At 46.9% G+C, this 16,904-nt stretch carries 19 protein-coding genes and 1 riboswitch; of the genes, 13 read left to right on the forward strand and 6 right to left on the reverse strand.

Features of this window, described 5'->3' with window-relative positions; translation table 11 throughout:
- Positions 1 to 40 precede the first annotated feature (40 nt).
- Both AADZ70_RS01385 and pepF read left to right on the forward strand, forming a co-directional pair.
- Positions 41 to 1,201 carry a competence protein CoiA family protein gene (locus tag AADZ70_RS01385; RefSeq protein WP_342007584.1) on the forward strand — a complete coding sequence of 387 codons (1,161 nt, stop codon included), beginning with the start codon at positions 41 to 43 and terminating at the stop codon, positions 1,199 to 1,201.
- Positions 1,202 to 1,429: 228 nt separating this feature from the next.
- Entirely contained in the window at positions 1,430 to 3,259 is a 1,830-nt protein-coding gene (gene pepF / locus AADZ70_RS01390) for an oligoendopeptidase F (RefSeq protein WP_099745180.1), read from the forward strand.
- A gap of 34 nt (positions 3,260 to 3,293) precedes the next feature.
- On the opposite strand, the gene AADZ70_RS01395 is transcribed toward pepF, so the two are convergent.
- The 5 genes from AADZ70_RS01395 to AADZ70_RS01415 form a co-directional block, all read right to left on the reverse strand.
- The gene (locus AADZ70_RS01395; protein ID WP_016938224.1) at positions 3,294 to 3,461 is read right to left on the reverse strand and encodes a hypothetical protein; all 168 of its coding nucleotides are present in this window, start codon (positions 3,459 to 3,461) and stop codon (positions 3,294 to 3,296) included.
- Between the two features lie 284 nt (positions 3,462 to 3,745).
- Complete coding sequence (gene spxH, locus AADZ70_RS01400) at positions 3,746 to 4,648, reverse strand: protease adaptor protein SpxH (RefSeq protein WP_099745140.1); 903 nt, start codon at positions 4,646 to 4,648, stop codon at positions 3,746 to 3,748.
- On the reverse strand, positions 4,645 to 5,043 hold the full coding sequence (locus tag AADZ70_RS01405; protein WP_016938222.1) for a thiol management oxidoreductase: 399 nt from the start codon (positions 5,041 to 5,043) through the stop codon (positions 4,645 to 4,647). Before AADZ70_RS01405 ends, spxH begins: the two co-directional genes overlap by 4 nt.
- Positions 5,044 to 5,267: 224 nt before the next feature.
- Positions 5,268 to 5,954, reverse strand: a complete 687-nt coding sequence (locus AADZ70_RS01410) for a lytic transglycosylase domain-containing protein (protein WP_342007585.1) — start codon at positions 5,952 to 5,954, stop codon at positions 5,268 to 5,270.
- A gap of 4 nt (positions 5,955 to 5,958) precedes the next feature.
- Positions 5,959 to 6,534: a CYTH domain-containing protein gene (locus tag AADZ70_RS01415; protein ID WP_342007586.1), complete on the reverse strand. Its 576-nt coding sequence runs from the start codon at positions 6,532 to 6,534 to the stop codon at positions 5,959 to 5,961.
- A gap of 124 nt (positions 6,535 to 6,658) precedes the next feature.
- Between AADZ70_RS01415 and AADZ70_RS01420 the strand changes: the two genes are divergently transcribed.
- Genes AADZ70_RS01420 through AADZ70_RS01435 form a run of 4 tightly spaced genes read left to right on the forward strand, consistent with a single transcriptional unit; the run spans position 6,659 to position 9,412 of the window.
- Complete coding sequence (locus AADZ70_RS01420; protein WP_095240942.1) at positions 6,659 to 7,024, forward strand: hypothetical protein; 366 nt, start codon at positions 6,659 to 6,661, stop codon at positions 7,022 to 7,024.
- Positions 7,025 to 7,051: 27 nt separating this feature from the next.
- The gene (locus AADZ70_RS01425) at positions 7,052 to 7,687 is read left to right on the forward strand and encodes a GTP pyrophosphokinase family protein (RefSeq protein ID WP_016938218.1); all 636 of its coding nucleotides are present in this window, start codon (positions 7,052 to 7,054) and stop codon (positions 7,685 to 7,687) included.
- Positions 7,688 to 7,703: 16 nt separating this feature from the next.
- The gene (locus AADZ70_RS01430; protein ID WP_047477853.1) at positions 7,704 to 8,504 is read left to right on the forward strand and encodes an NAD kinase; all 801 of its coding nucleotides are present in this window, start codon (positions 7,704 to 7,706) and stop codon (positions 8,502 to 8,504) included.
- A gap of 14 nt (positions 8,505 to 8,518) precedes the next feature.
- A complete protein-coding gene (locus AADZ70_RS01435; RefSeq protein ID WP_342007587.1) occupies positions 8,519 to 9,412 on the forward strand; it encodes an RluA family pseudouridine synthase in 894 nt (297 codons plus the stop codon).
- A gap of 33 nt (positions 9,413 to 9,445) precedes the next feature.
- Here the strand turns inward: AADZ70_RS01435 and prpE are convergent, their stop codons facing one another.
- On the reverse strand, positions 9,446 to 10,195 hold the full coding sequence (prpE, locus tag AADZ70_RS01440) for a bis(5'-nucleosyl)-tetraphosphatase PrpE (protein WP_045925339.1): 750 nt from the start codon (positions 10,193 to 10,195) through the stop codon (positions 9,446 to 9,448).
- Between the two features lie 226 nt (positions 10,196 to 10,421).
- On the opposite strand from prpE, the gene AADZ70_RS01445 reads away from it, so the two are divergent.
- The 7 genes from AADZ70_RS01445 to AADZ70_RS01475 all read left to right on the forward strand — a co-directional run bounded on the left by AADZ70_RS01445 (position 10,422) and on the right by AADZ70_RS01475 (position 16,883).
- Positions 10,422 to 12,266, forward strand: a complete 1,845-nt coding sequence (locus tag AADZ70_RS01445) for a monovalent cation:proton antiporter family protein (RefSeq protein WP_016938214.1) — start codon at positions 10,422 to 10,424, stop codon at positions 12,264 to 12,266.
- A 53-nt stretch (positions 12,267 to 12,319) separates the two neighbouring features.
- Positions 12,320 to 12,428: riboswitch (TPP riboswitch) on the forward strand.
- A gap of 85 nt (positions 12,429 to 12,513) precedes the next feature.
- Positions 12,514 to 13,221: a thiaminase II gene (gene tenA / locus AADZ70_RS01450; RefSeq protein WP_342007588.1), complete on the forward strand. Its 708-nt coding sequence runs from the start codon at positions 12,514 to 12,516 to the stop codon at positions 13,219 to 13,221.
- Complete coding sequence (tenI, locus tag AADZ70_RS01455; protein ID WP_342007589.1) at positions 13,199 to 13,816, forward strand: thiazole tautomerase TenI; 618 nt, start codon at positions 13,199 to 13,201, stop codon at positions 13,814 to 13,816. Before tenA ends, tenI begins: the two co-directional genes overlap by 23 nt.
- On the forward strand, positions 13,800 to 14,909 hold the full coding sequence (gene thiO, locus AADZ70_RS01460; RefSeq protein WP_045925342.1) for a glycine oxidase ThiO: 1,110 nt from the start codon (positions 13,800 to 13,802) through the stop codon (positions 14,907 to 14,909). Before tenI ends, thiO begins: the two co-directional genes overlap by 17 nt.
- On the forward strand, positions 14,906 to 15,109 hold the full coding sequence (gene thiS / locus AADZ70_RS01465; RefSeq protein ID WP_045506936.1) for a sulfur carrier protein ThiS: 204 nt from the start codon (positions 14,906 to 14,908) through the stop codon (positions 15,107 to 15,109). The genes thiO and thiS overlap by 4 nt, the downstream gene beginning before the upstream one ends.
- Positions 15,106 to 15,876, forward strand: a complete 771-nt coding sequence (gene thiG / locus AADZ70_RS01470; protein ID WP_099745145.1) for a thiazole synthase — start codon at positions 15,106 to 15,108, stop codon at positions 15,874 to 15,876. Before thiS ends, thiG begins: the two co-directional genes overlap by 4 nt.
- Positions 15,873 to 16,883, forward strand: a complete 1,011-nt coding sequence (locus AADZ70_RS01475; RefSeq protein ID WP_342007590.1) for a thiazole biosynthesis adenylyltransferase ThiF — start codon at positions 15,873 to 15,875, stop codon at positions 16,881 to 16,883. The genes thiG and AADZ70_RS01475 overlap by 4 nt, the downstream gene beginning before the upstream one ends.
- The last annotated feature ends 21 nt before the right edge of the window (positions 16,884 to 16,904 follow it).

Raw genomic sequence — 16,904 nt, forward strand, 5'->3', positions numbered from 1 at the left:
TGCTGAATACAACAAGATTCAGGAAAGGAGAAGATGCAATATGTTCAGTGCTGTGAATGCCGACGGCCGGCTCATTCAGCTGGCCGGAAGCTATTCAAAGGAAAAGGCGGCGGAGCTGAGAAATAAGCGCTGGTTCTGCCCCGTGTGTAAAAGTGAGCTTGATATCAAACTTGGACGGGAGAAACTGCCGCACTTCGCCCATAAAAAAAGCAGGCTGTGTCCGGGAGAATCCGAGCCTGAAAGTGAATACCATCTGGAAGGAAAAAGACAGCTTTTTCTCTGGCTTAAGGCACAAGGGTGCACCGTCAGTCTGGAGCCGTATCTGACTTCCGCAGGTCAGCGGCCTGACTTGACGGCTGAAAACGGAAAAGAGAGGCTGGCTATTGAATTTCAATGTGCGAACCTTTCGGCAGACTCTTTAAAGAGCCGGACGGCAGGCCTGAAAAACGCCGGATACCGGCCGGTCTGGATCATCGGGGCAAAACGCCTGAAACGGCTGGCTGCGCATTTTTTCCGGCTTTCTGCATATCACTGGCAGTTCTTTGAAGCTAATTTATTTTCATCCTTGATGTTTTACTGCCCCGACGCCCGCTCCTTTTACAAACTGCATTCCATCACCCCGTTTTACACCGGCTATTCTTATGCCGGCTTAACTACGATCCCACTTCACAAAGCAAACCTGAAAGACATTTGTCATCCGGAAGGGCGGCACAGCGTCAAACTTTCCTCTTGGAGACGCGCCGTAGCCGGATTCCGCAAAAAAAGCGGCCGGTTTTTATCTGAGGATGCCGGTCTCATCCGGCGGCTTTTTTACGAGAGACACCAGGTTGCATTTCCTTTTCTGCCTTCTGAAGTGTTTATTCCCGTTTCAGCGGGATTTGTGTTTGCAAGTCCCGTTTTCGTGTGGCAGGGCCATTTATACTTGCGGCTTGCGGAGCTTTTTGAAAAAGGAGCACCGATCCGGTTATCCGGCTTGATTCAAGATGTACGGCATAACATCCGCCGTCAGGAAATCCGGATGCGGTACGATTCTCACGAACATCTCATCGGAATGGCGGTAAAACAATATGCGGATTTCTTATGCTTGCAGGATTTTTTAAGGGAAACTGAGAATGAAGTATATATGCCCTCATCTCAACAGAAGCGCCCTCAAACGGCTGAAGAGCTGCATCAGCGGGATCAGCTCTTTTTTGGAGAATGAGAATGCTTGATTTCGTTCACCCTAACGTCAAGGTGGTGGCTGAATGTGAAGGGCGTACGGGCATTTTGTTTTCGTTTTTTCACTGGATTATTGGTATGCTTGGTCTTATATGCCGCATATGATTTGACAAAAGGCAGTGAAAAGCCGGAAGATAATCACAACACAAGTTTTTGGAGAAACAATCGTTTTTTCAATTGGCTTGAAGTAAAGAAAACGAGGGGGATCACCATGACTGAGGAAAATAAAGCAGCACAGCTGCCTGACAGAAGTGAAGTAAAGGCAGAGCATACATGGAGACTAGAGGATATTTTTCCTAGTGATGAGGCCTGGAATAAAGAATTTCAAGCGGTTAAAGAATTAATTCCGAATTTATCTTCCTTTAAAGGCACGCTTGCTCATTCAGCCGATAATTTATACGCGGCGCTTACCGCACAGGATGAAGTGACGAGCCGTTTGGGGAAACTTTATGCATACGCGCATATGCGTTCAGACCAGGATACGGGAAATTCTTTCTACCAAGGGCTGAACGACAAAGCCGCAAGTCTGTATTCTCAGGCTGCCAGTGCGACTGCTTATATTGAACCGGAAATTCTGGCGATTCAGGAGGACAAGCTGCATCAGTTTATTCTGGAAAAAGAAGAGCTGAAGCTTTACTCCCATGCAATTGAAGAAATTACAAAACAGCGTCCGCACGTGCTGAGTGAAAGAGAAGAGGCCCTGCTTGCGGAAGCGTCAGAAGCGCTGTCTTCGCCTTCCAACACATTCAGTGTGTTAAATAACGCCGATATTACGTTTCCGTCAATTAAAGATGAAGACGGCAAGGAAACTCAAATCACACACGGCAACTTTATTAATTTTCTGGAAAGCAGCGACCGGGAAGTCCGTAAAAACGCCTTTAAAGCCGTATATAAAACATACGGACAGTATAAAAACACGATGGCGACTACACTCAGCGGCACTGTGAAAAAAGACAATTTTTACGCCCGCGTGAAAAAATACAAATCAGCACGGGAAGCGGCTTTATCCAATAACAGCATCCCTGAAGAAGTTTATGATAACCTGATCAAAACGATCAATAAACACCTTCCGTTATTACACCGTTACATTGATTTGCGGAAAAAGGTGCTCGGCCTTGATGAAGTCCATATTTATGACCTGTACACACCGCTTGTAAAAGATTCGGGAATGAAGGTCACATATGAGGAAGCAAAAGATTATATGCTCAAAGGGCTTGCTCCGTTAGGCGAGGAATACGCGTCTATTTTAAAAGAAGGACTTGAAAACCGCTGGGTCGATGTATACGAAAACAAAGGAAAACGCAGCGGTGCTTATTCGTCCGGTACATACGGCACGAATCCGTACATCTTGATGAACTGGCATGACAATGTCAACAATCTGTTTACGCTCGTTCACGAGTTCGGCCATTCCGTGCACAGCTACTATACGAGAAAATATCAGCCGTATCCGTACGGAAACTACAGCATTTTTGTCGCTGAAGTCGCTTCTACGACCAATGAAGCGCTGCTTGGTGAATATATGCTGAACAGCTTAAAAGATGAAAAACAGCGTTTGTACCTGCTCAACCACATGCTTGAAGGTTTCAGAGGCACAGTCTTCAGACAGACGATGTTCGCTGAATTTGAGCATCTGATTCATACGAAAGCGCAAGAAGGCGAGCCGCTGACGCCTGAACTGCTGAGCAAGCTTTATTATGATCTCAATAAAAAGTATTTCGGAGACAACATGGTGATTGATAAAGAAATCAGCCTGGAATGGTCAAGAATTCCGCATTTCTATTACAATTATTATGTGTATCAATATGCGACAGGCTACAGTGCGGCCCAAGCGCTGAGCAGCCAGATCTTAAAAGAAGGCAAGCCTGCGGTTGAGCGTTATACCGAATTCTTAAAAGCGGGAAGCTCAGAATACCCGATCGACATACTGAAAAAAGCGGGAGTCGATATGACATCGCCTGAACCGATCGAGGCGGCCTGTAAAATGTTTGAAGAGAAACTGAATGAAATGGAAGAACTCCTTTCGAAAGTGAACCCTTCATAATAGAAAAAGCCTGTGCAGAAGATGCGCAGGCTTTTTAAAATCCTTTAAACGTTTTTCGGTGATTCAGCCGGTACAGGGCAAACAATATCGACAGAAACAGCAGGGGAGATGTGATGTAAATCGGCAGCATGTGCATCATGGCCAGCAGATTTAAAAAGAAGAAAAACACAATCATTCCGATGGTCAATACGGTGCGAAGCATGTATGTCCCTCCTTGTTTACATTGATATATTCTATGAAAACAAGCAGTCAGTTATGTTTTGTGACAAAAATATGAACATTAAGCTTATGGGTTGTCAAAACTCGACAAGATTTGATATGATAAGGATGTGAAATTGATCACAAACAAACATTACCCCTTTGTTTGACCGTGAAAAATTTCTCCCATCCCCTTTGTTGTCGTTAAGACATATGAAACCGCGCTTATCCCGGCGCGGTTTCTTTATTTGCACAAAAAAAGCCGGCTCCGTAAGGAATCAGCTTTTTTTAATGATCGCAGCAGGTAACATCCTCTTTGGTTCCGGTTAAGGATTTCCAAAACAGACCATGCTTTGCATCCACTCTGGCGACCTTTTTGGCGAACGCCAGTTTTTTCATTTCTTTTTCAACTTCCTCAAGGCTTAAATCATAAACAAGTGCAATTTCTTTCGATGCGACAAATCGGAAATATTCAATGAAACATTCCAAAGGCGGCGTTTCAGAAGGCTTCGGTTCATCGCCGAGCATTTCGAATAAGATGTCTTCGTATACTTCATAAGAATAGTTGCCGGGCACTTTCAGCCCTTCGTCATCATGCAGGCTGTTAAAGAACGTCAATGTCGGATTAACGGTGACGTCCATTTCCGCGGCGATTTTCATATCGCACTGCAGTGCTTTTACCGCGCTTTGTGAATGGAGATCGCGTTTAAATTCTTCGATATCCAATTTCGTCTTTTTGGCAATCTCTAAAAGAACGTCTTCATCTGTAATATTCTGCTTTGAGACAAACAGGCTTTCCTGCATGTTGCGGAGAAACAGGATGCCGGCCTTTCTTCCCTGCAGTTCGGCCGCTTTTAAAGCGAGTGCCGCCAGATAAGGTGATGAAAGGGGCTGATCCTGCTCAAGCCAAAGGCTTCCGTCACACGGCATCCCGGAACGGTTCGCGATTTTTTCCCAAGCTTCGGCAAGAAGGTGTTTTTTACGCTTTTGCTTATTCAGCGATGTGATGCTCGCGGAAACAATGATCCGCAGCGTAAAAAAACGTCCGTATCGGATTTTTAATTTTTTTATGGCGGGCTCCAGCGACCAGCATTCAGGACATAAAGGGTCGACAAACATGTAAATTTCCAGCGGTTTTTTTGGATGTCCGTGGCAATGGGCGAAGTATTGCTCATGCTGATAGTTCGTCAATATGATCGATCCTCCGCTTCTGACTGGTTTACCATATGTCTGGCCGTTAATTCCAGACGCCCGTACAGAAATTCACGAATATCGCCCTCTAGCCCGACATGATCCATTGCTCTGCTCATACAGCTCAGCCACGCATCAGCCCTTTCTGCCGTAATCGGAAAGGGAAGATGCCTTGCTCTGAGCATGGGATGGCCATGTTCTTCAGTATAGAGGGGAGGCCCGCCTAAATACTGGGTTAAAAATTGCTTTTGTTTTCTGGCCGTTTCAGTCAAATCACTTGGGAATATCGGCTTCAGCAAGGGATGAGACGAGACACGCTCATAAAAAGTATCAACAAGTTGCGATAGAAGTTCCTCTCCAATCGCTTCATATGGTGCGTTAAACGATTGTCCCATGTTGACTACTCCTTTTATATGGCTAATAGGAATCATAATTCCTATTGCGAAATTATCTTTCAGTTTTACTATCTTCAGTTACTGTATATTTTAGCAATAACATTTTATTTCTACAAACAAAGTGCCTTTCTGTCAGGCGCTTGTATTTCATATCATATCACATCGACTTCATTCATGTGTAAGATTTACTCCGCAAAAAAACCAGAGAAGGAAGCCTCTCTGGTTTACGCGTAATACTGCCGGGTGATGTTTTTGACATATTGCTGTGTTTCTTTAAACGGCGGAATGCCTCCGTACTGATCTACGTTGCCGGGGCCTGCGTTGTAGGCGGCTAACGCCAAAGACACATTTCCGTCGTATTTTGTGAGCATCTGCTTTAAGTATTTCGTCCCGCCGTCAGCGTTCTGGACGGGATCAAGCGGGTTTGACACCCCGAGTGATTCAGCTGTGGAAGGCATGAGCTGCATCAGTCCCATCGCCCCCGCACCGCTGACCGCTTTCGGATTAAAGCCTGATTCCTGTTTAATAACCGCACGGATCAGCTTTTCGTCCACTCCGTATTTTTCGGCCGCTTTTTGAATGGCGCTGTCTATTGAAAAGTTTCCGGTGCTGATGTCAGAAGCTGTATGCGCAGGTTTTATACCGGAAGAAGCGGTCTGTGAAGCGGCCGCGGGACTGACTGAAACCGGTATTCTCGGTGAATATGAAGTATGATCGGTCCGCACCCCGTTTAAAATACCCGCTTCCGGCTGCTGCCGGACGGCTGTGCCCGTATATTGGCTGAGCAGCGCGCTGAAATTTGCAAGCGGGCTTTCTGCAGATTGTCCGCTTGAAGCGGTGCTTGTATTAGAGATTGATTGCAGCGCCATTGATTGAAGCTGGAGAAGGGACGCCCAATTCGTTATATTCACTGTGTCATTCCACCTTTTTTTGTTTCTGTTCATAAAAACGCTGGATTTTATTTTTAGTGACCCGCTGAGGGATGCCGAATTGCTTGAGCAATTGTTCAAACGCCCGTTTTCCTTCGTCCCACTCAGCAGCCTCGAATTCCAATTCAAAATCTTCTTTCTCTAAATATCGGCTGTGATCTAAAATGATTAAGCCTTTTTCTGATTCTTTTTCCGCGCGTTCAGTCGACAGCGTTCCGAAGTAACAAATGGCTTCTGAATGGATACCGAGACCGTCCAGCTGCCGTTTTACGGGGCCATCGGGAATTTTGAAGCTGGCAAGGCCAGGCTGTTTTGCAAGCTCTTGGTGCGTTTCCAGCAGACCGACCGCGGCAGGCTCTTTTAAAGTCAGGACGAACGCGCCGTTTTTTTCACGGATGCGGAGGGCTGATTTTTTTTGTTTCAGAGAAAAATCTTTTGTATCGAAATAATGATTGATTTGCTGCTTAAAATCATGTTTTTTCATGCCGAGTGCTTCACTCAGCTTCTGAAATTCTGATTTTGTCAGCAGATTTTTGAATTCAATTTCTATTTCTTGGGTCATGACAGTCTTCCTTTCAGGACGAAAAATTGTATAATTCCCATTATCTCTTTAGAGGTTACGTTTATCAATATCGACCTTGATATGATAAAATAAATGCTGTACTTTGTTAAAAAAGGAGAACATTATGCAAAAGAGAATTGAAATTCAAAATGCATCATTAACAGAAGACGTGCTCCGCCTGAAGTGCGGAGAGGACTTAAGCGGAGCGGAACGCAAAGCCACAGGTCAAATGCTTGTTGATTCCGATCACTTTGCTTTTGTATACATACTTGAAACAGCTGACTCTTTTGAATATGTCATTATAAAAGAACATGTATGGCCGGATCTGAAAGAGGCCTTTGACAAAAGAAAACCGGCGGTGCTGGAGGCCGGCGGCAAAACGGTTGAACTTTCAGGGCTGCATGAAGAACTCGATTATCTTATTGAAAATATTAAAGATAATGCAAACTACGGAGATATGGAAGAAAAAGTGAAAAGCGTATTTCTTTAGATCAGGTTCGGAATTGGGGGATGTACGATGGATGACAAACAATGGGAGCAATTTCTAGCGCCATACCGCCAGGCTGTTGAGGAATTAAAGGTGAAGCTGAAAGGCGTCAGAACCCTTTATGAGTATGAAGATGACCACTCACCGATTGAGTTTGTGACAGGCCGCGTGAAGCCGGTGGTAAGCATACTTGAAAAAGCGAGACGGAAAAGCATACCGCTTCATCAGATTGAAACGATGCAGGATATCGCAGGACTGCGTATTATGTGCCAATTTGTCGATGATATCCAGATCGTCAAAAATATGCTGTTTGCCAGAAAAGATTTTACCGTTGTCGACAAGCGGGATTACATAGCAGAGCATAAAGAGAGCGGATACCGGTCTTACCACCTTGTCGTTTTATATCCTTTACAAACTGCGTCCGGAGAAAAGCATGTTCTTGTGGAGATACAGATTCGGACGCTTGCCATGAACTTTTGGGCCACCATTGAGCATTCACTGAATTACAAATACAGCGGGAACATTCCCGAAAAAGTAAAGCTGAGGCTGCAGCGGGCCTCGGAAGCCGCATCCCGGCTCGATGAAGAAATGTCTGAAATCCGCGGAGAGATTCAGGAAGCCCAAGCCGCGTTTTCACGAAAGAAAAAAGCGGGAGGCCACCAGTAGAAAGGAGGGGAATGGCATGAAATTTGCCGTTTCTTCAAAAGGAGACGAAGTTTCAGATACACTGAAAAGCAAAATACAGGCGTATTTACTTGATTTTGATATGACCTTGGATGAAAAAGAGCCGGAAATCGTTATTTCCGTCGGCGGTGACGGAACGCTTCTCTACGCATTCCACAGATACAGCGACCGTCTCGATAAAACGGCTTTTGTCGGGGTTCACACGGGGCATTTGGGTTTTTATGCCGATTGGGTTCCGCAGGAGATAGAAAAGCTTGTTCTTGCCATCGCCAAAACGCCGTATCATACCGTGGAATATCCCCTTCTTGAAGTGGTTGTCACTTATCATGATGAAGAGCGTGAGGAACGGTATCTGGCTTTGAATGAATGTACGATCAAAAGCATTGAAGGCAGTCTCGTCGCTGACGTTGAAATTAAAGGCCAGCTGTTTGAAACGTTCAGGGGAGACGGTTTATGTCTGTCAACGCCTTCCGGAAGCACGGCTTATAATAAAGCGTTAGGCGGCGCGATCATCCATCCTTCCATCAGAGCGATTCAGCTTGCGGAAATGGCATCCATCAACAACAGAGTGTTCAGGACTGTCGGTTCGCCGCTTTTGCTTCCCGATCATCATAACTGTGTCATCAAACCGAGAAACGACGTCGACTTCCAAGTCACAATTGATCATTTGACCTTGCTGCATAAGGATGTCAAATCTATTCTATGCCGGGTGGCAAATGAAAAAGTCAGATTTGCAAGATTCCGCCCTTTTCCGTTTTGGAAAAGAGTGCAGGACTCCTTTATCGGAAAAGGCGAATAGAAAGAGGAAACGGATTGAACAACTTTTTTATCCAAAAGAATATTTCAGCCCGGGAAGCCGGCATGACGGTAAAAGAATATACGGCACAGCTCGGCATTTCGAAACGGCTTCTCGCTGACATCAAATTCGGCGGGGGAGATCTTCTTGTCAATGGAGAGCATGTAACCGTCCGCGCCGTATTAGCGGCAGGGGATGTGCTTAAGATTGAATTCCCAAAGGAGCATGTGAGTGAAACGCTTTTGCCTGAGCCGGTTCCGCTTGACATTCTTTATGAAGATGACCATGTGCTGGTGGTCAATAAACAGCCGTTTGTTTCCTCAATTCCATCACGGGAACACCCGTCGGAAAGCATCGCTAACGGAGTGATCAGCCATTACTTAAAAAGCGGCGTACAGTCCACGGTTCATCTCGTCACCCGTCTTGACAGGGATACGTCGGGAGCGATGCTGATCGCCAAGCATCGGCTTGCTCATTCTCTTTTGTCGGCAGCGCAGAAGAAGGGGCTTGTCAGCAGGCGGTATCTCGCTGTCGTACACGGCGTCATGCAGCAGAAGAAAGGAACAGTGGACGCGCCAATCGGCAGAAAACCCGGCAGCATTATTGAGCGGATGGTAACGCCGGAGGGACAAGAAGCGGTAACGCATTTTCAAACGGAAAAAACCGGACGTGTGTTTACGCTTGCGCAGTTGCGGCTTGAGACGGGGCGGACGCATCAAATCCGGGTGCACATGAGTTACCTCGGCCATCCGTTAGTCGGTGATACGCTGTACGGCGGAAAAAACGAGGAAATTGCACGGCAGGCGCTTCACAGTGAGCGGCTTTCATTCGTACACCCCATAACAGGAGAAACGCTTGTTTTTCATGCCCCCGTTCCTGACGATATGAAAACATTGATTGAACATATGTAAAGCCCGAACCGTTTACCGGTTTCGGGCTTTTTTTCATGTCTGACTGCCTTGATCTTCGCGAAAGCGTGAAGCATCATAGGGCATTGAGCTTTCAACAGAGACGGTTTCATGCTCCGGAAAGCGAAAGCCTGTCAGCTGATTCCCGAAGACGCATCCTGTATCAATGTTGATTGTACGGTTGACGATCCGGGGGCGTTTTACCGGGGTATGGCCGTAAACAATCCATGCCTTCCCTTCATAGGCGGCGGCCCAGTCTCTTCTGACGGGTCTGCCGTCGGGATACGTTTCACCCGTGATATCGCCGTACAACACAAATTCTTTTACCTTACGCGAGTATTTACCGATATCGTCAGCTTTTATGCCGGCGTGGGCGACAACGAGATCGCCATTATGTAAAATGTCATAAAGCGGCGCTGACTCATATAATCGGATAAATTGTCTGGAGACTTCCGTTCTGTCGGCGGGAGACAGCTCTTTCAGTTCGGCTGCCGTCGTTTCCAGTCCGTGCATCACTTTTACGGGGTTTCCTTTTAAGTAACGATACAGTTTGTTGCAATGATTTCCCGGGACATAACGGACGATGCCTTTTTCATATGCTTTTGCCACGAAACGCATCACATCTACGGATTTGGGGCCTCTGTCTGTTAAATCTCCCGCAAAGACTAGCGTTCTGTCTTCAGAATGGACGGGCATTCCGTCTTTCACTTCATATCCGAGCTTTTGCATTAACGCGATCATTTCGTCATAACATCCGTGTATATCGCTGATGATGTCATAAGCCATTCTGTCAGCCTCCCTTTTCCGGTTTTTTATTTATTATGGGACTAATTCCTTTACCTAATTACGCTGTTTTGGTACAAATTAAAAAAAGAATTTGAAGAAATAATGCCTTATCACTTTTTTTTCGCCGCCAGCCTTGTTAGAATATGCGTTATGTTTTTAAAAAAAGTAAGGTATTGCCCGCTTTAAGCGGGCTTTTATAACCCTTGTTTTAAGGAGGTATTTACAAATGGAACACACATCAGTCGCTTCTTTAGTCGTCGTTCTGATCGTCGCTTTTTTGACGCCGCTCCTTTTACATCGGTTTAAGCTCAGCATTCCGGTCGTTGTCGCGGAAATCATCATGGGGCTTATTATCGGAAAAAGCGGCCTGAATCTCGTCGTTCAGGGAGACACGTGGCTGGAGACGCTGTCTGTTCTCGGCTTTATCTTTTTAATGTTTTTAAGCGGATTGGAAATTGACTTTTCGTCATTTGAGAAAGGGAAGAAAAAACAATTCCTTCCGAACGGCAAGGAAGCACCCAATACGTTTTCTGCCGCACTGATCATATTTTTCGGCATCTTTATTTTATCATTACTGCTGTCCTATGCCTTTGTATTAGCCGGTTTTATTCAAAACGCGTTTTTAATGACGCTTATTATTTCGACAATATCACTCGGTGTGGTGGTTCCGACTTTAAAGGAAGAACGGATCATGAATTCCAATATCGGCCAGATCATTCTGCTTGTCGCCGTTATTGCGGACTTGGCTACGATGATTCTGCTCGCTTTCTTCTCTTCTCTTTACGGGGAAGACAGCGGAAATATGTGGCTTCTTCTGATTCTCTTTGCCGCGGGGGTGGTGCTGTATTTCTTCGGCAGGATCTTTAAACACCGCTCGTTTGTGCAGTCGATGTCTAAAGGCACCGTCCAGATCGGCACGCGAGCCATTTTTACACTGATTATCGTGCTTGTCGCTTTATCGGAATCTCTCGGGGCGGAAAATATTCTCGGTGCATTTTTAGCAGGCGTTTTAGTATCGCTTCTGTCGCCGAATAAAGAAATGGTGGAGCAGCTGGATTCATTCGGCTACGGGTTTTTAATTCCGATCTTTTTCGTCATGGTCGGGGTGAAGCTGGACATATGGACGCTCTTCCAAGATCCGAAAACATTGACGATGATTCCGCTGCTTCTGCTTGCGCTGTTTATCAGCAAAATATTCCCCGTGTTTTATTTAAAGAAATGGTATGACAAAAGAACCGTGTTTGCTTCGGGGTTTTTGCTGACTTCTACGCTGTCGCTTGTTATCGCGGCGGCTACGATCGGAGAAAGGCTTCACATTATCAGCGCCAATATGTCCGGCGCGCTGACTTTGGTTGCGGTTATCGCCAGCATCATCACACCGGTCGGCTTTAAAAAATTATTCAAGCGGCAAAGTGCGCCGCAGGAAAAGAAGCGCATTACATTTATCGGCGCCAACCAAATGACGCTTCCGGTGACGCTGGAGCTGCCTGATGAGGAATATGATGTGCGGGTCGTCCATGTGTATCAGGAAAATGCCGGGGAAAAGCTTGCGGAATCCGTTTTTTCTGTTGAAACGATTTCTGATTACGAGCCCGGCACGCTTGAGTCGCACGGTATTTTTAAAACGGATATTCTGGTCGTGGCGACGGGAAATGAAGATGTGAACGCTGAAATCGCCTTAATGGCGAAAGAGAAAGGGACTGAGCGCATCATCGCAAGCGTCGGCTCGGTTGAACATGAAACAAAACTGAAGGAAGAGGGCATCAGTATTTTTTCTATCCTTCTGTCTACAAAGACGCTCTTGCGCGCATTAATTGAAGCGCCGGGCGTGATGAACCTTCTGACGAATGAAGAGTCTTCGCTTTATCAGATCAATCTGGAAAATACGGCGTATAACGGCATTATTCTGCGCGAATTTCCGCTGATGGGCGATGTGATTTTCGTCCGGATTTTCAGAGGTGTGGACAGCATCGTTCCGCACGGGGACACGAGGCTGAAAACAGGAGACCGTCTCATCGTTACGGGCTCACGCAACTACGTGTCGGAGCTGAGAAAAATCCTTGAAGCTTGACCAAATTGCATTTCGTGATAAGATAGAAGGCATAACAAGTAAATGATCAATCGTATGACCACTAGGGGTGTCCTTCATAAGGGCTGAGATAAAAGTGAGACTTTTAGACCCTCATAACTTGAACAGGTTCAGACCTGCGTAGGGAAGTGGAGCGGTATTTTTTGGGTTCCTTTTATCCAGATAAATTCCAAACCACTTTTCCGATGCGGGAAAGTGGTTTTTTTATTTTATCAGGGGGGAAAACTTTATGACATTTTCTGAAGAGTGCAGACTGGCGGCAGCCGAATGGTGGGACGGAAGCTTTGTTCATCCGTTTGTAACAGGGATCGGTGACGGAAGCCTGCCGTTAGACCGTTTCAGTTATTATGTACTGCAAGATTCCTACTACTTGACGCATTTTGCAAAAGTTCAGGCGTTTGCAGCCGCATATGCCGAAGACTTGTTTACGACGGGAAGGATGGCGGGCCACGCTCAAGGCACATATGAAGCGGAAATGGCGCTGCACCGCGAATTTACGGAGCTTTTAGGGATTACAGAAGAAGAGCGTGCGGCATTTAAGCCGGCGCCGACAGCCTATTCTTATACGTCTCATATGTACAGATCGGTGATGAGCGGCAATTTTGGAGAAATATTAGCTGCACTTCTGCCCTGTTATTGGCTTTATTATGAAGTCGGCGAACGCTTAAAGGAATGCAAACCGGAACATCCGATTTACGAAAAATGGATCGGTACATACGGCGGAGACTGGTTCAGACAGCAGGTCGAAGAACAGATCAGCCGTTTTGACGAGATTGCTGAAAACAGTACAGAGGAAATCCGCGCGAAAATGAAAGAGAATTTTGTGATTTCAAGCTATTATGAATATCAATTTTGGGGAATGGCTTATCAAAAAGAAGGCTGGTCCGAGAAGGGCGGAAAAGAGGTGGAATCCTTTGGAACTGCACGCCGTAACTGATAATCGCAAACCCGTTGCCAAGCTGGCCGAGGATATTCTATCGATTCAGCGCGAAGTAAGCTTTATCCATATCAGGGAGCGGGATAAAACAGCGGGAGAGATCATGCAGCTTTTGTCACTGTTGAAAAGAGGCGGTGCGGATAAGGACAAATTGATCATCAATGACAGAGCGGATATCGCGTTTTTTGCCAATATACACCGTGTTCAGCTCCCGTCTAGCAGCTTTTCCGTAAAGCAGGTGCGAAGCAGATTTCCCCATCTTCATATCGGACGTTCGGTACATTCACTGCAAGAAGCCATCCAAGCTGAAAAGGAAGATGCGGATTATGTGGTGTTCGGCCATGTGTTTGAAACCGAATGTAAACAAGGACTTGAAGCAAGAGGCATCAGCCTGCTTTCAGATATCAAACGGACGCTTTCCATCCCCGTCATTGCAATCGGCGGAATGACACTACAGACGATCCGACTCACAAAGCAGGCGAAACCGGACGGAATTGCTGTCATGTCAGGCATTTTCTCAGCTGAAAACCCTGAGGAGGCGGCAAAACGGTATGCACGCGCGGTGAGGGAGGCTGATTATGAAGAAGCACTATGATACGGCGGTTATCGGGGGCGGAATTATCGGATGCGCCATTTCTTATGAGCTGGCGAAGACGCAGCAGAACGTTGTCTTGTTTGAAGACGGAGCAATCGGCCGAAAAACGACAAGCGCTGCGGCGGGAATGCTTGGCGCTCACGCGGAATGTGAAAACCGGGATGCGTTTTTTGATTTTGCTATGCACAGCCAAAGACTGTATGAAGCGGCGGGGCAAGAGCTTGAGGAAGCCAGCGGCATTAATATCAGGCGCCATAACGGCGGAATGCTTAAACTGGCGTATACAGAAGAAGACATGACCCGTTTACGGAAAATGGATGATCTGCCTTCCGTCACTTGGCTCTCAGCGGAAGAGGTTCTTGAAAAAGAGCCTTACACTTCAAAGGACATTCTCGGCGCATATTTTATAAAAGACGATGTCCATGTCGAACCTTACTATGTTTGCAAAGCATATGCAAAAGGGGCGCGGCGTTATGGCGCTGACATATGTGAGCATACACAAGTCACTTCCGTAAAACGGGTGAACGGGGAATATTGCATCACAATGTCCGGCGGGGATGTTTATGCTGACAAAGTCGCAGTTGCCAGCGGTGTATGGAGCGGCCGGTTTTTCAGCCAGCTCGGCTTGGGACAGCCTTTTTTCCCTGTGAAAGGAGAATGCCTCTCTGTGTGGAATGACGAAATCCCGCTGACCAAAACCCTTTACCATGATCATTGTTATGTCGTTCCGAGAAAAAGCGGGCGGCTTGTCATCGGCGCCACGATGAAACAGGGCGACTGGAGCGACACGCCTGACATCGGCGGGATTGAGGCTATCATTGCGAAAGCGAAAACCATGCTTCCCGCCATCGAACATATGAAAATAGACCGGTTTTGGGCGGGGCTCAGGCCGGGGACAAAAGACGGAAAGCCGTTTATCGGGCGGCATCCTGATAACAGCGGCATCATATTCGCCGCCGGCCATTTTCGAAACGGCATCCTGTTAGCTCCGGCAACGGCTGAAATGGTGCGGGATATGATCCTGGGAAGACAGGTTAAACATGAATGGGAAGAAGCGTTTCGAATTGATCGCAAGGAGGCTGTTCAAATATGATCCTTCAACTGAACGGAAAACAAATTGATTGGGATCGAAAAGAGGGGACGGTTCAGGATTTGCTTGAATCGTATCAGCTTGATCAAAGAATCGTAGTTGTAGAAAGAAATAAAGAAATCATCGAAAAAAAGAATTATGAAAACACAAGTTTATGTGATCGCGACGTCATAGAAATTGTCCATTTTGTAGGAGGCGGATGAGGATGTTAACAATAGGCGGAAAACAGTTTCAGTCAAGATTGCTGTTAGGAACGGGGAAATATCCGAGTTTTGAGATTCAGAAAGAGGCGGTGGCCGTCTCGGAATCAGATATTTTAACCTTTGCGGTGCGGCGGATGAACATCTTTGAACAGTCTCAGCCAAACTTTCTCGAACAGCTTGATTTGTCTAAGTACACGCTTCTGCCGAATACGGCCGGCGCCGCAACGGCTGAAGAGGCGGTCAGAATCGCAAGGCTTGCCAAAGCTTCAGGACTTTGTGACATGATAAAAGTGGAAGTCATCGGTTGCAGCCGGTCACTTTTGCCTGATCCGGTTGAAACGCTGAAAGCATCAGAACAGCTGCTTGAAGAGGGATTTATCGTGCTTCCGTATACGTCGGACGATGTCGTGCTCGCAAGACGTCTTGAGGAGCTCGGAGTGCATGCCATTATGCCGGGCGCTTCGCCGATCGGTTCCGGTCAGGGAATTTTAAATCCGCTGAATCTTTCCTTTATCATTGAACAGGCGAAGGTGCCGGTCATTGTTGATGCCGGTGTCGGATCTTCAAAAGACGCCGCCTACGCGATGGAGCTCGGAGCTGACGGCGTGTTATTAAATACCGCTGTGTCAGGCGCTGATGATCCGGTCAAAATGGCCCGGGCGATGAAGCTTGCCGTAGAAGCGGGCCGCCTTTCTTATGAAGCCGGGCGGATTCCGGTGAAAGATTACGGAACTGCAAGCAGTCCGCGGGACGGTCTTCCGGTATGACGGACAGATATTCCAGACAGGAGCTGTATCAGCCGATCGGTCCCTACGGACAGGAGAAGCTCCGGTCGTCTCATGCCGTGGTTATCGGCGCGGGTGCGCTTGGCGCGGCAAATGCAGAGATGCTTGTCAGAGCAGGGGTCGGGAAGGTAACGATCGCTGACAGAGATTATGTGGAGTGGAGTAATCTCCAGCGCCAGCAGCTTTATACCGAAGATGATGTCAGACAGGAAATACCGAAAGCCGCGGCAGCTGAAAAACGGCTTAAATCCATCAACAGCGATGTAGATGTGAAAGGATTTGTCATGGATGTCACTGCGGAAAACGCACCCGGACTGATTTGTGACGCATCTCTTATCATTGACGCGACTGACAACTTTGAAACGAGGCTGATTGTGAACGATGCGGCTGTACAGAAAGGAATTCCCTTTCTGTACGGCGCCTGTGTCGGCAGCTACGGACTCTCCTTTACCGTCATTCCCGGTGTCACGCCGTGCCTTCACTGTCTGCTTGAGACATTGCCTTTAGGCGGTATGACATGTGATACGGCGGGAATTATCAGTCCGGCTGTATTACAGGCGGCTGTTTTTCAGACTGCAGACGCGCTGAAGCTGTTAACAGGCGGACCTGTTGAGCATGTTCTCCGCTCGTTTGATTTGTGGAAAAATGAACGGTCCGAAATAAACGTTGCCCGTCTCAAGAAAGCGGATTGCCCGAGCTGCGGCACGAACGATTTTCCATTTTTATCTTACGAGAATCAGTCAAAAGCGGCTGTTCTGTGCGGGAGAAACACGGTACAGATCAGAACAGGAATCTCAGAGCCGTTTGATCTGCAAAGGCTTTCGGGACAGCTCAGACGGGCCGGGCTTGACGTTTCGGCCAATCCGTATTTAATTTCTTTCACGACAGACAGTTTCAAGATGGTTCTGTTTCGTGACGGCAGAGCATTAATTCACGGTACAAGCGACATCAGCAGAGCGAAATCCTTTTATCATAAATGGATCGGATAATGCGAAAGGAGAGAAAAACAG

This window comes from Bacillus sp. YBsi01 (assembly GCF_038406745.1).
GTDB classification, from domain to species: domain Bacteria; phylum Bacillota; class Bacilli; order Bacillales; family Bacillaceae; genus Bacillus; species Bacillus siamensis.